Source organism: Metabacillus sp. cB07 (assembly GCF_016839225.1).
GTDB lineage: Bacteria > Bacillota > Bacilli > Bacillales > Bacillaceae > Bacillus_P > Bacillus_P indicus.
In genome coordinates this window covers 3,673,169-3,685,479 of record NZ_CP069296.1, presented here as the reverse complement: position 1 = coordinate 3,685,479, position 12,311 = coordinate 3,673,169, and the positions used below count along the sequence as shown (strand labels likewise).

17 protein-coding genes and 1 other RNA gene are annotated in these 12,311 nt (G+C 45.0%); 14 read left to right on the top strand and 4 right to left on the bottom strand.

Translation table 11 applies throughout. The features are described 5' to 3' along the window. Positions 1-2 precede the first annotated feature (2 nt). Entirely contained in the window at positions 3-920 is a 918-nt protein-coding gene (locus JOJ89_RS18885) for a nuclease-related domain-containing protein (protein ID WP_203289002.1), read from the bottom strand. A gap of 109 nt (positions 921-1,029) precedes the next feature. Then, positions 1,030-1,953, bottom strand: a complete 924-nt coding sequence (locus JOJ89_RS18880; protein WP_203289000.1) for a DMT family transporter — start codon at positions 1,951-1,953, stop codon at positions 1,030-1,032. 173 nt (positions 1,954-2,126) lie between these two features. Between JOJ89_RS18880 and secG the strand changes: the two genes are divergently transcribed. The 8 genes from secG to JOJ89_RS18840 all read left to right on the top strand — a co-directional run bounded on the left by secG (position 2,127) and on the right by JOJ89_RS18840 (position 7,737). After that, positions 2,127-2,360, top strand: a complete 234-nt coding sequence (secG, locus tag JOJ89_RS18875; RefSeq protein ID WP_029284575.1) for a preprotein translocase subunit SecG — start codon at positions 2,127-2,129, stop codon at positions 2,358-2,360. Positions 2,361-2,532: 172 nt separating this feature from the next. Then, complete coding sequence (locus tag JOJ89_RS18870) at positions 2,533-3,276, top strand: alpha/beta hydrolase (RefSeq protein WP_029284573.1); 744 nt, start codon at positions 2,533-2,535, stop codon at positions 3,274-3,276. An 18-nt stretch (positions 3,277-3,294) separates the two neighbouring features. Next, the gene (gene rnr, locus JOJ89_RS18865; protein WP_203288998.1) at positions 3,295-5,685 is read left to right on the top strand and encodes a ribonuclease R; all 2,391 of its coding nucleotides are present in this window, start codon (positions 3,295-3,297) and stop codon (positions 5,683-5,685) included. Between the two features lie 94 nt (positions 5,686-5,779). Further along, positions 5,780-6,250 (top strand): SsrA-binding protein SmpB, encoded by a 471-nt coding sequence (gene smpB / locus JOJ89_RS18860; protein ID WP_029284570.1) that lies wholly within the window; start codon positions 5,780-5,782, stop codon positions 6,248-6,250. Between the two features lie 156 nt (positions 6,251-6,406). After that, positions 6,407-6,771, top strand: a transfer-messenger RNA (tmRNA) gene (gene ssrA, locus JOJ89_RS18855). Between the two features lie 148 nt (positions 6,772-6,919). Beyond that, the gene (locus tag JOJ89_RS18850; protein ID WP_029566917.1) at positions 6,920-7,267 is read left to right on the top strand and encodes a VOC family protein; all 348 of its coding nucleotides are present in this window, start codon (positions 6,920-6,922) and stop codon (positions 7,265-7,267) included. Positions 7,268-7,332: 65 nt separating this feature from the next. Next, a complete protein-coding gene (locus JOJ89_RS18845; protein ID WP_203288989.1) occupies positions 7,333-7,536 on the top strand; it encodes a hypothetical protein in 204 nt (67 codons plus the stop codon). A 60-nt stretch (positions 7,537-7,596) separates the two neighbouring features. Then, a complete protein-coding gene (locus JOJ89_RS18840; protein WP_203288987.1) occupies positions 7,597-7,737 on the top strand; it encodes a hypothetical protein in 141 nt (46 codons plus the stop codon). Between the two features lie 86 nt (positions 7,738-7,823). Here the strand turns inward: JOJ89_RS18840 and JOJ89_RS18835 are convergent, their stop codons facing one another. Together JOJ89_RS18835 and JOJ89_RS18830 are read right to left on the bottom strand one after the other, a co-directional pair. Then, a complete protein-coding gene (locus JOJ89_RS18835; RefSeq protein ID WP_242524633.1) occupies positions 7,824-9,104 on the bottom strand; it encodes a DUF4179 domain-containing protein in 1,281 nt (426 codons plus the stop codon). Next, positions 9,097-9,615, bottom strand: coding sequence for a sigma-70 family RNA polymerase sigma factor (locus JOJ89_RS18830; RefSeq protein ID WP_203288985.1), 519 nt, complete (start codon positions 9,613-9,615; stop codon positions 9,097-9,099). The genes JOJ89_RS18835 and JOJ89_RS18830 overlap by 8 nt, the downstream gene beginning before the upstream one ends. 175 nt (positions 9,616-9,790) lie before the next feature. Here JOJ89_RS18830 and JOJ89_RS18825 point away from each other — a divergent pair, with 175 nt between their 5' ends. The 6 genes from JOJ89_RS18825 (at position 9,791) to JOJ89_RS18800 (ending at position 12,291) form a co-directional block, all read left to right on the top strand. Next, positions 9,791-10,129 (top strand): rhodanese-like domain-containing protein, encoded by a 339-nt coding sequence (locus JOJ89_RS18825; RefSeq protein WP_051865613.1) that lies wholly within the window; start codon positions 9,791-9,793, stop codon positions 10,127-10,129. Positions 10,130-10,146: 17 nt separating this feature from the next. After that, a complete protein-coding gene (locus tag JOJ89_RS18820) occupies positions 10,147-10,407 on the top strand; it encodes a metal-sensitive transcriptional regulator (protein WP_203288983.1) in 261 nt (86 codons plus the stop codon). Between the two features lie 115 nt (positions 10,408-10,522). Next, a complete protein-coding gene (locus JOJ89_RS18815; protein ID WP_029284562.1) occupies positions 10,523-11,002 on the top strand; it encodes a DsrE/DsrF/DrsH-like family protein in 480 nt (159 codons plus the stop codon). A gap of 20 nt (positions 11,003-11,022) precedes the next feature. Next, the gene (locus tag JOJ89_RS18810; RefSeq protein ID WP_029566913.1) at positions 11,023-11,382 is read left to right on the top strand and encodes a rhodanese-like domain-containing protein; all 360 of its coding nucleotides are present in this window, start codon (positions 11,023-11,025) and stop codon (positions 11,380-11,382) included. Positions 11,383-11,394: 12 nt separating this feature from the next. Continuing rightward, entirely contained in the window at positions 11,395-11,682 is a 288-nt protein-coding gene (locus tag JOJ89_RS18805; RefSeq protein WP_029566912.1) for a rhodanese-like domain-containing protein, read from the top strand. Between the two features lie 42 nt (positions 11,683-11,724). After that, entirely contained in the window at positions 11,725-12,291 is a 567-nt protein-coding gene (locus JOJ89_RS18800; RefSeq protein WP_029284556.1) for a sulfurtransferase TusA family protein, read from the top strand. Positions 12,292-12,311: the final 20 nt, after the last annotated feature.

The following is a 12,311-nucleotide window of genomic DNA, read 5'->3' as shown; positions in this document are numbered from 1 at the left end:
AACTACTTTTTCTCTTCATAATTAGTGCCTCTCGAACGACCCACTCTCACAAAATTCTCTTTTAGTATTTTTTGAATAGACCTGCTGTTTTTTATGTTTCCGCACCATTCGTGTATTTGTTCAGACGTAATCTTTTTATCCGGAAACAGCAGACGAAATTCCTCCACGCTTCTCAAAACGCTGTTTTTAAATCTTTCTTTTTGCCCGCAGTTTACACAGACCAGCTGATCCCTGCTAAGTGCATCCATCCCCAACCTTCCACACCCCCCACACACAATCCCCTTCCGAAGTTCCTCATATCTAAAATCGGGCCGCCGTTCATAAGGGGATTTTTCCACATGGAGTGATAAAAGCTTCTCCGCAAGCTCCGAGTGAAGGCCTTGCGGCATACGGATACTTTTCAGTCTTTGGGAAAAACGGTCCCATTGGGAAGGGAAGATCATAGGGGAATGGAGGGGAGCATGGTAGAGGTGAAAGTGCGGGTTTACAAATACGACATAGGCTTCAACCGGAAGTGGGCATCTTAAAATCTGCAGCTGTCTTCTAAGAAGAGATTCGCATCTTTTCAGCTGTAAAATGGGGTTTTTGACTTCGGTTTTTGCCCCACATGAGATCCATTCTTCTTTTTCAATGTAGTGGTCTCCATACATGTTTTTCACTTCGAATAGATAGATTTTTTGCGGAGCGATGTAAAGAGAATCCATCTGATAGTGGCTTCCGCCGGTGACAAAGAGAAGGTCGTTTAAAATCAGTCCCTCTCCAGCGTGCTCTACCCATCCATCAAAGATTTTCTCTCCCTCATATCCGCTTTCAAGGTAGTCGCACTGTTTCTGGTCTGCACGCGCTAAGTCCATTCGTGCATTTAAGCTTCTGTACGTTCTCAGTTCCGCCGATTCTGATCTTTCTTTTAAAATCAGCATAATCACCTCCTCTGCTCATGATAAGGCGAGAACAGAGGATCCGGCAAACCATCAAAATCTAATTTTGCTTATTGAAAAATCTTTTTTGTGCAACAAAAAAACACCTTCTTCATCCCGAAGAAGATGCTTCATGTTTATGATGGCGATGCCTGAATTCTTCATATGCCCCAGATCCTAAAATGACCCCGGACACAATGAACAGAAGTCCAAATAAATGTGATGCATATACGGCTTCATGCAAAATCAGAGCAGATCCTGCGAGTGCAAAAAAGGTGCTTAGATTCATGAAGATGGACGTTTCTGCCGGTCCGACCATGCCGATGGCGTAGTTATAGGTCATGTGTCCAATCGCCGTTGCGAGGATGGCGGATGTGAAGAAGACTCCCCATACTTCAGGCGTTCCCTGAGTCAGGCTTGCAAGTCCGCCGGGTTCTGTGACCAGGCTGATAAGGAATAAAACAAAGGATCCAAAGAACAGCATGTATCCTGTCATAAGACGCGGATCCAGTGTGCGGCATGCTTTTTTGATTATGATAAAGCTGCATGCCTGAGTGAATATTGAGATGAAAATGTAAATATCGCCTGTGTTCATGCTGCTGACGCCTTTGCTTCCGGCTAAAATGGTGAACCCGACACCGGTTAGCCCAAGGATAAATCCTGTTAAGCGGATAACCGTCAGACGCTGGTTAAGAAAAATAATGGACAAGATGGCTGTAAGCATTGGGCCAAGGCCGAGAATGAGTCCTCCATTTGTAGAGGAAGTCATTGTCAGGCCGACAGAAAGAAAGTAGTGATGGCATACAACGTTCAGCAGGCCGCCGGCTGCAATGTAAAAAGTTTCTTTTAATGTAGGCTTGCGGAGCAGTTTTAAAAAAGCCAGTATGATCAGGACGCAAATGCTTGCAGTAAAAATTCTCACTGAGGTGACAGTAACAGGCATAAAGCTGTCAACAATGATTTTAAGCAGGGGCACATTCAGGCCCCATATGAGCATAACACCGACCAGAATCAGATAGATGCGGGTGTTGTTCAAGATTTTCCCTTCTTTCTGCGAACTATTTAAACAGCATATCACAGAGGAAGCTTTTCCCTCAAAGGGAATGTTTCGTGAGGCTAATAAAAAATCAACTTTGAATGATAGTGACATTTGGACGGCAATATGGTAAATTGAAAATAATGCTAACCGGGTTTTAGGAGGTGTCGTCCATGCACGTTTTATTGATTACTTTGCTTGTTATCGTCAGTCTTGCCCTTATCGCAGTCGTACTTCTTCAATCTGGGAAGAGTGCAGGTTTATCAGGAGCCATTTCAGGCGGAGCTGAGCAGCTTTTTGGAAAGCAAAAAGCACGCGGACTTGATTTGGTGCTTCACCGCGCGACTATCGTGCTGTCTGTTTTATTCTTTGTACTTACAATCTTGGTTTCATACGCAGGATTTTAATACATCTTTCTAATCATTCGGGGGTCTGATTGCCATCAGACTCCCTTTTGTTATTTTTAAGACAGCATTTTTGCCCTTTAATTAAACGTTTGTTTAAATAGAAACGGAAGAAGGAATCTTAACAATAGAAGCCTTTGTTTATATGACTAGTTTACATAAAGGAGTTTTTAAAATGAAAAGAGTTTTGCCGAAGCCGTTTACTTTTGAAGGGGGAGACCGCGCTGTTCTGCTGCTGCACGGTTTTACCGGGAACACAGCGGATGTGAGGATGCTTGGACGCTATTTGAACGAGAGAGGCTACACGTGTCATGCCCCGCAGTACAAGGGTCACGGAGTGCCGCCTGAAGAGCTTGTTCATACGGGTCCTGAAGACTGGTGGAAAGACGTTATGGAGGGCTATCAGCTCCTTAAGGACCGGGGGCATGAATCGATTGCGGTTGCCGGATTGTCGCTGGGCGGTGTGTTTTCGGTCAAATTGGGTTACACTGTACCTGTAAAGGGTATTGTGCCGATGTGTGCGCCGATGTACATCAAGAGCGAAGAAGTGATGTATAAAGGAATCCTTGAATATGCCCGCAATTTTAAAAAATTCGAAGGGAAAACAGAGGCGCAAATCGAAGAGGAAATGAAGCAATTTGAGAAAACGCCGATGAATACCCTGAAAGCACTACAAGAGCTGATTGCTGATGTGAGAAATAATGTAGATATGGTTTACTCGCCTGCATTTGTTGCACAGGCAAGGCATGACCACATGATTAATACAGACAGTGCAAATATTATTTATAACGAAGTGGAAACAGACAATAAAAAGATTAAATGGTACGAAGAGTCAGGACATGTTATTACACTCGATAAAGAGCGGGAGCAGCTTCATGCAGACGTTTACGAGTTCCTTGAAGGTCTTGACTGGCAGTAATTTAAAGGAGGGACGCAAATGGATCAGCAAATTGAATTACATATAGAAAAACTGCTTTCTTTTATGAAAGAGGAAGCGTACAAGCCACTGACCGTTCAGGAGCTTGAAGAGGCGTTTGGCATTAAGGAATCCTCTGATTTTAAAGAGTTTGTAAAGGCTCTTGTTGTCATGGAGGAAAGAGGCCTAGTTGTCAGAACCCGCAGCAACCGCTACGGTATTCCGGAAAGGATGAATCTTTTCCGCGGAAAGCTCAGCGGGCATGCTAAGGGATTTGCCTTTTTAGTCACAGAGGAGCCGGGCCAGGATGATATCTTTATTCCTCCGGGTGAGCTGAACAATGCCATGCACGGTGATACGGTGCTTGTCAGAGTCAGCACGGAATCAAGCGGGAGCAGGCAGGAAGGAACCGTCATCCGCATCGTTGAACGCGGCTTGAAAGAGGTTGTTGGAACGTATACGGAAAGCAAAAACTTCGGATTTGTGATTCCGGATGATAAAAAGATTCCAAATGATATTTTCATCCCGAAAAAAGCCTCTAATGGTGCGATTGAAGGGCATAAGGTCGTTGTGAAGCTGACAACCTACCCTGAAGGCAGAATGAGCGCTGAAGGGGAAGTAATAGCGATTCTCGGGCACAAAAATGATCCTGGTGTGGATATTCTTTCGGTTATCCATAAACATGGCCTCCCTCAGGCGTTCCCTGTAGAAGTACTTGAGCAGGCAAACGAAGTTCCTGAGACAATCCGGGAAGAAGATATTAAAGACCGCCGCGACCTCCGCAATGAAATGATTGTGACGATCGACGGAGCGGATGCAAAGGATCTTGATGATGCAGTCACGGTGACTGAGCTCGATAATGGAAACTATAAGCTTGGCGTTCATATTGCCGATGTCAGCCATTATGTGACGGAAGGTTCGCCGATTGATAAAGAAGCGCTGGAGCGTGCTACGAGTGTTTATTTAGTAGACCGTGTTATTCCGATGATTCCCCACCGTCTTTCAAACGGAATCTGTTCCCTTAATCCGAAGGTTGACCGCTTCACGCTTTCCTGTGAAATGGAGATCAACAGCCTTGGTGAAGTCGTCAAACATGAAATTTTCCAGAGCGTCATTAAAACGACTGAGCGGATGACCTATTCCGATGTGAAGGAAATCCTTGTGGATGAGAAGCCCGAGCTGCTTGAAAAATATGAGCCGCTGATTCCGATGTTTAAACGCATGGAGAAGCTTGCGCAAATTTTAAGAAACAAGCGGATGAGCCGCGGTGCGATCGATTTTGACTTTAAAGAAGCAAAAGTGCTTGTTGATAAAGACGGGAAGCCGACAGAGGTCGTTCTTAGAGAGCGGACAGTGGCTGAACGTTTAATTGAAGAGTTCATGCTGCTTGCAAATGAAACGGTTGCCGAGCATTTCCACTGGATGAACGTTCCGTTTATCTACCGGATTCATGAGGAGCCGAATACGGAAAAGCTGCAGAGGTTCCTTGAGTTTGTCACAAACTTCGGATACGCCGTAAAAGGGACAGCCAATACGATTCATCCGCGTGCACTTCAGGATATTCTGGATGATGTAGCCGGCCAGCCTGAAGAGATGGTCATTTCAACCGTCATGCTCCGCTCCATGAAACAGGCGAAATATGATCCGGAAAGCCTTGGACACTTTGGGTTGTCAACAGAGTTCTATACGCATTTCACATCTCCGATCCGCCGTTATCCTGACTTGATTGTTCACCGTTTGATCCGGACTTACTTAATTGAAGGCAAGGTGGATGAAGCGACAAAGGCTAAGTGGGCTGAAAAGATGGAGATGATTGCAGATCAGTCTTCAAACATGGAGCGCCGCGCAGTTGATGCTGAGCGCGAGACAGATGATCTGAAAAAAGCAGAGTACATGCTTGATAAAGTCGGTGAGGAATACGACGGCATCATCAGTTCTGTCACAAATTTCGGCATGTTCGTCGAGCTGCCGAATACGATTGAAGGACTAGTCCACGTCAGCTATCTGACAGACGATTACTACCGCTACGATGAGCGCAACTATGCGATGATCGGCGAGCGCACGGGAACTGTGTACCGCATAGGGGATGAAATCACCGTTCGTGTCGTAAATGTCAACAAAGACGAACGGGCCGTTGATTTTGAAATTGTCGGCATGAAAGGCACAAGACGCCGTTCAGCCAAAGATGCTCCTAAAGTCATCAAGGGCGACCGCGGCAAGCGCAGCGGGGCAAAAGAAGGCAGAAACAGAAGAAAATCTGCTTCTGATGACAGAAGGAAGCCTGCTGAACGCAATGGCAGTGTGGAAGACGGCTGGAGCAACCAGAATCCTAATAAGAAGAAAAAGAAAAAGAAGTCGTTTCAGAATACCCCTGTTGCAAAACGGAAGACGAAAAAGAAGAAAAAGCAATAAAGGATTTAATGGACAGGGAGCCTCAGGCTTCCTTTTCCTTTCATCTTTTGCTAAAATAGAGGCTATCGCCATAGAGAGAGAAAGGGGATGCAGCATGCCAAAAGGAACCGGAAAAGTCGTTGCGCAGAATAAAAAAGCAAACCACGATTATGCCATTGAAGAAACGTATGAAACAGGCATTGTCCTTCAGGGAACAGAAATAAAAGCGATCCGTGCCGGACGCGTGAATTTGAAAGACTCTTTTGCGAGAGTGCAGCAGGGTGAAGTTTTTCTTCACAACATGCATATTTCACCTTATGAACAGGGCAACCGCTACAACCACGAACCTTTGAGAACGCGCAAGCTGCTGCTTCATAAAAAAGAAATCAGCAAGCTGATCGGACTCACAAAAGAAGAAGGCTACGCACTTGTGCCTTTAAAAGTGTATCTCAAAAACGGCTTTGCCAAAGTTTTGATCGGACTCGGAAAGGGTAAAAAGAAATACGACAAGCGTGAAGACCTGAAGAAAAAAGAAGCAAAACGAGAAGTCGAGCGTGCTTTCCGCGAACGTCAGAAGGATTATTGATTGACAATAACTTACAATTGATATTCCGCGTCATTCTGCTATAATAGAACTTGTAAGACAAACACACAATTTCATATACGCTCAAGCTTGATTATCGAGCGTCTCCGAACACCCATGTGAGGCTTGGATTCATTTCCTTGCTGAACCTTATATCATGGGGACGTTACGGATTCGACAGGGATAGTTCGAGCTGTAGCTGCGAGTCGAGGGGATCGTCCTCGTCAAAACGTCAAAGCCAATAATAACTGGCAAACAAAACAACAACTTCGCTTTAGCTGCTTAATAACAGTCTATAGCGGTTCCTCCCTCCATCGCCCATGTGGTAGGGTAAGGGACTCACTCTAAGTGGGCTACGCCTGATGCCTCCGTCTGGGGATAAGGGAAGAGATCAATCAGACTAGTTGCTCCGACGCCCGTTGATAGGCATACGAGTCAGCGAATCGCAAATATATCAACTACACTCGTAGACGCTATGGTGCCGATGTTTCTGGACGTGGGTTCGACTCCCACCGTCTCCACCATACATAGTAAATGACAACAGATCAGCCTTTGAGGCTGGTCTGTTTTTGGTTTTGGCAGAAGTAATGAAGCTGTTATCAGGGTATATTTCATGAACAAAAAACAGACAATGCAATAGTGAACTTAAATTGAGCAGGAGGTCAAAGAATCATGAACGTATTAGGCTACCGCTACGTAACGGTATCTGAGCATAGTATGGAAATGGCGGATTTTTTTCAGAATAAGCTGGGCATACCAAATGGACGAGAAGAGACAGCTGACAATCAGGGCGGAGTTTTTACTGCGGGGGACAGCCAGCTGGAGTTTTGGAGAAAAAGTGACTGCATGCCAGAATCCGTCATGCTTCAGCTCATCGTTGACGATGCCGACGAGTTTGCTGAGTTTGCATCAGCCAGAGGAATCAAGCTTGATGGGCCGATGTTCGAGCAAGGTGAAAAAATCTACGCTTTGACTGCTCCAGACGGTATGCCGTTGACGATTCATTCTGCAGCTGACTAAATCAGCCGCAACGTTCGGGGACGCCACTTTTTAGGAACCCCAGTGAAAAAAGTGGCAGCACTCGAGTGAGTGGCGCCAGAAATGACAATCCATTACTTGAAAAGTGGCAGCACTCGACCGAGTGGCGCCAGAAAAGAGGATCCATCACCTGGAAAAGTGGCAGCACTCCGGTGAGTGGCGCCAGAAAAGAGGATCCATCACCTGAAAAAGTGGCAGCACTCGAGCGAGTGGCGCCAGAAAAGCGGATCCATCACCGGAAAAAGTGGTAGCACTCGAGTGAGTGGCGCCAGAAGAGAGAATCCATCACCTGAAAAAGTGGCAGCACTCCGGTGAGTGGCGCCAGAAAAGCGGATCCATCACCTGGAAAAGTGGCAGCACTTGAGCGAGTGGCGCCAGAAAAGCGGATCCATCACCTGGAAAAGTGGCAGCACTCGAGCGAGCGGCGCCAGAAAAGAGGAGTCATCGCCTAAAAAAGTGGCAGCACTCTAGTGAGTGACGCCACAAAAGAGAGTCCACCACCTGAAAAGTGGCAGCACCAATGCGGCACAGTGTTTAATCACTTTACATCAATTTCAATCCTCTCATCATAAGTCTTCAAATAATGCATTCCCTCAATAAATAAAGATTCGGCTTTTGCGGTGGTATTGAAAATTAGCGTCCTCTCTTTCATGCCCTTTCCGTTTTTGTGCATATTCACTGTTGTCTCAAGCGGAACGCTGCGGCCCTGGTGATCTGTCAGGGATACCCCCTCCAGCATGACATCTTCATCTGTTGCCACAGTAAGTTCAATGCCGCGCGATGTTTTGGCCAAGTTTTTAAGGGAAAGTTCTTTTTCTCCCGCCAGAGTCTGCGGCTTATCAGCCTCGCTGAGCGGGATTTTCCTATTCAGTGGTTCGTAGCCGGTAAATGTCTTCATGACAAGGGTGAGTGTTTCAACTGTTTCTGGCAAGGCGTCGTACCGGATATCAAAGGATGTGCCGAACAGTGATGTGCCGCTTCCTCCACCAGTGAGCGGAACGTTTTTCCCGTCTGCTTTCAGTTCAATTCCTCCAAGGGCAAAATCAGCACGGTCAAAATTCTCTACATCAAGTTTTCCTTCTATAATAGTCATTGTTGGTGATGCTTTGATTGAGCGGAAGGTTATGTGCCCTTTATCTACGCGCAATGTTTTCCTGATCGGCTTTTTTAAGGAGGTCTGCAGGGCTTTGTTTGGGTGATAAGGAAACGTCAGAGCAGATTCTTTTATAGAGCCTTTCTTCATTTGCTCAGAGAAATGCAGCGTCAGGTCGTTTGAAAAAGGGCTGACGGGCTCAAAGGACAGTATGCCTTTTAACTCAGTGCCATGATCGTTTACTTGAGAAGTGCCGCTTTCCGCCGTGGAGTTAGTAAAAAGACCGGTAATCCTCGCAGGGGAAAGATTGGCATCTGAGCGAAGTCCGTTGTCATTTGACATCGTATAATACAGGACAAACTGATTCTCATCAGCCATAGCGCCATTGATTGTGAGCTTCGTTCCGTCGGACAGGACGGTGTCTTTTTCAATAATCTGTCCGTATCCTCTTTCATTCAGTTCGTTCAATGTGCCTGAACTTAATTCGTCAAAGCCTAACAGTTTTTTTCCGTAATAGGCTAAAGCGTCATATTGAAAGGTGACGATTCCGAGAAGAAAGATAGCTGCTGCAGCTGTCAAAAGGAAAGGGGGGCGTTTCTTTTTTCTGACAGGGACTGATTCGAGTGCCATTCTTAATCTGGGTTCGAGCTCACCTGGTGCTTGAATCTCTTCTATTTGCTTTTTTGCTTCATCAAATAGTTCATCGCCGGTTCTCAACTTATTCACCTCCAGTAAGGGTTCTCAGTTTTTTTAGTCCCTGAAAAATGCGTGACTTTACAGTACCAAGCGGGGTATTGGTCATCTCTGAAATCGTTTGAAGTTCGAGGTCATGCAAGTACTTTAAACTTAAAGCTTCCCTCTGCTCGTCACTTAGGCGGGCAAGAAGGCCCTGTATTTCCATCTGATGATCACTTTGGGTAATAGGATGTACTGATTTCTCTTCGGTTAATGTCCAGTCATTTATAGGCAGGGTCCTCTTTTGTTCAGCGAGCAATGATTTGCAGCAATTCACTAAAATGGTTTTGCTCCAGCTGTAAAAGGATTCGGGCTTTTTCAGCTGGTCGAGCTTTTCGTATACTCTTACAATCATTTCATCCATCGCATCCATTGCGTCATGCGGGTTTTTCATATAAGTAAGGGCAAGCCTGTAATAGGCGTTTTTTTCTGCCATGATTAAGTGGAGCAGAGCGTCCTTATCGCCCCGCTTCGCTTTTTTGATCAGTCGTGCTGCCTCCATTTCTTCACCTCTCTCTTTTATAAGAGTGACAGACTGGTCATAAAGTTCAATTTTTTTCTGAAAAAAGTCATTTAGGCATATGAAAAAATTTCGAACCGGGTTGTTGACAAAATACCCAAAGGGGTATATTATTAGTCTTGTTCACATCAAATCGTTTAACGGGGAGATGCTATCGTTGATTGGTTTGTTTTTGAGTATAATCGTGTTATCATGTATTTTACTATATAACCGCTACTTTCCTGTGCGGGGAATCGCTTGCAGCAGCATGCCGGATCAGCCGGCAGAAGGTATTATGGTACTGGATCTGAGAGCTTACAATGAGTCTTATAAGAATCCTGTGCCGGGTGCAAGAAATATACCTGTTGCCTATTTGCACAGATATTATAAGGAAATTCAGCACAATAACATTCATATCATTGCATCCGATAAGGTGCAGAGAAATTTCGGCATCCGTATTCTGAAGCAAAAAGGATTTCAGATCAAAGGGTGTACGATTGCCAATATAAATGCTTAAAGAAAGGAGAGAAGAAAATGGAGTACAATGATCAAATGAAAAACCGGGTTAAGCGGATTGAAGGTCAGCTTAGAGGCATTCTTCGGATGATGGAAGAAGAGAAAGAATGTAAAGATGTGATTACACAGCTGTCTGCCACGAGAACGGCGATTGACCGGACAATTGGTGTCGTTGTGAGCTCTAACCTGGTGGAATGTGTACGGGCTGCAAATGAGGAAGGCCATAACACGGAAGATCTGGTTAAGGAAGCTGTTAATCTGCTGGTAAGAAGCAGATAAAATAAAAGGGTTGACGCCCTCTTTATTTTTTATTAGTATGATACCCATAGGGGTAAAGGTAAATTTTTTTTATAAAACTATATACCCTAAGGGGTAAAAACAGGAGGAACAACACATGTCAGAAACTAAAAAAACAACCATCGTTCTTTTCAGCGGTGATTACGATAAAGCAATGGCAGCTTACATTATTGCAAATGGTGCAGCGGCGTACGATCATGAAGTAACGATTTTCCACACATTCTGGGGCTTGAATGCTCTTCGCAAAGATGAACCGATTGCTGTTAAAAAAGGCTTCATGGAAAAAATGTTCGGCAAAATGATGCCGCGCGGCGCAGATAAAATGGGACTTTCTAAAATGAATTTTGCTGGAATGGGTCCTAAGATGATCAAAGATGTCATGAAAAAGCACAACGCTATCCCGCTTCCGCAGCTGATCGAAATGGCTCAAGAACAGGATATTAAGCTTGTAGCCTGCACAATGACAATGGATCTGCTTGGTCTTCAGGAGAAAGAACTTCTTGATAACATTGAATATGCCGGGGTTGCCGCTTATTTGGCAGACGCAGAAGACGGCAATGTGAATCTGTTTATCTAACTGGAAAGGTGTGAGTGCAGTTGGAGATTGTACAATACGTTTTAATTGGCTTGCTTTTACTTTTTCTTATAAAAAGGCTTATGCCTGCAAAGGGTATCCGGGCCATTTCGACTGCTCAGCTTAAAGAGCAGCTGGATGACCGCAGCAAGCAGTTTATTGATGTCAGGACTCCTGCAGAGTATAAAGGAAGACACCTTAAGGGGTTTAAAAATATGCCGCTGCATCAACTTGCTCAAAAGGCACAGCTTCTTTCAAAGGATCGTGAGGTTGTTGTGATCTGCCAGAGCGGAATGCGGAGCCAGAGTGCCTGCAAAACATTAAAGAAGCTTGGTTTTAAAGATGTGACAAACGTTAAGGGCGGAATGAACGCCTGGAATTAAGGAGGCCAAATGATGAAGCAAATGACGGCAAAAGAAGTTGAAGCAACACTTAACGACTTAACTGTGATTGATGTCAGAGAACCGGATGAAACGGCAGCCGGCAAAATTCCCGGTGCAATGACCATTCCTTTAGGGCTTCTTGAGTTCCGCATGCATGAACTTGATAAGACCAAAGAATACACAATGGTCTGCCGTTCAGGCGGAAGAAGCGGCCGCGCAGCCCAGTTTCTAGAAAGCCAGGGATTCAAGGTTATTAATATGACTGGCGGAATGCTTGAGTGGGAAGGGAAAACGGAATAATTTTCACAGGAAAAAGCACTTAGACAATTAGGAGGAATGAAAATGAATACGCTGAAAACGAATTTGACACTTGATGCAAAAGGCCTTGCATGTCCAATGCCAATCGTAAAGACGAAAAAAGCGATGAAAGATCTTGAACCTGGGCAGGTACTCGAGGTGCTCGCTACAGACAAAGGCTCGAAGGCTGATCTGAAAGCCTGGGCAGGAAGCGCAGGACATCATTATCTCGGCACAATCGAAGAAGACGGCATTCTTAAGCATTATGTGCGCAAATCTTCAGGTGAAGAAACAAAAGAGAAAACGTACCCTCACGTAAGCAGCAATGAAGAGCTTGAAACAAAGCTTGAAGACAGCAGCATTGTGATTCTCGATGTACGGGAAGCAGCAGAATATGCTTTTGAACATATTCCAAATGCAGTATCTATTCCGCTTGGCGAGCTTGATGACCGGATGAATGAGCTGAACAAAGAAGACGAGATTTATGTTGTATGCCGTACAGGAAGCAGAAGTGATCTTGCCGCTCAAAAACTTGCAGGCAATGGATTTGCGAACGTGAAAAACGTTGTTCCAGGCATGTCTGCATGGTCTGGCAATACGGCACGCATCTAACAAATTTTTTTACCATATAA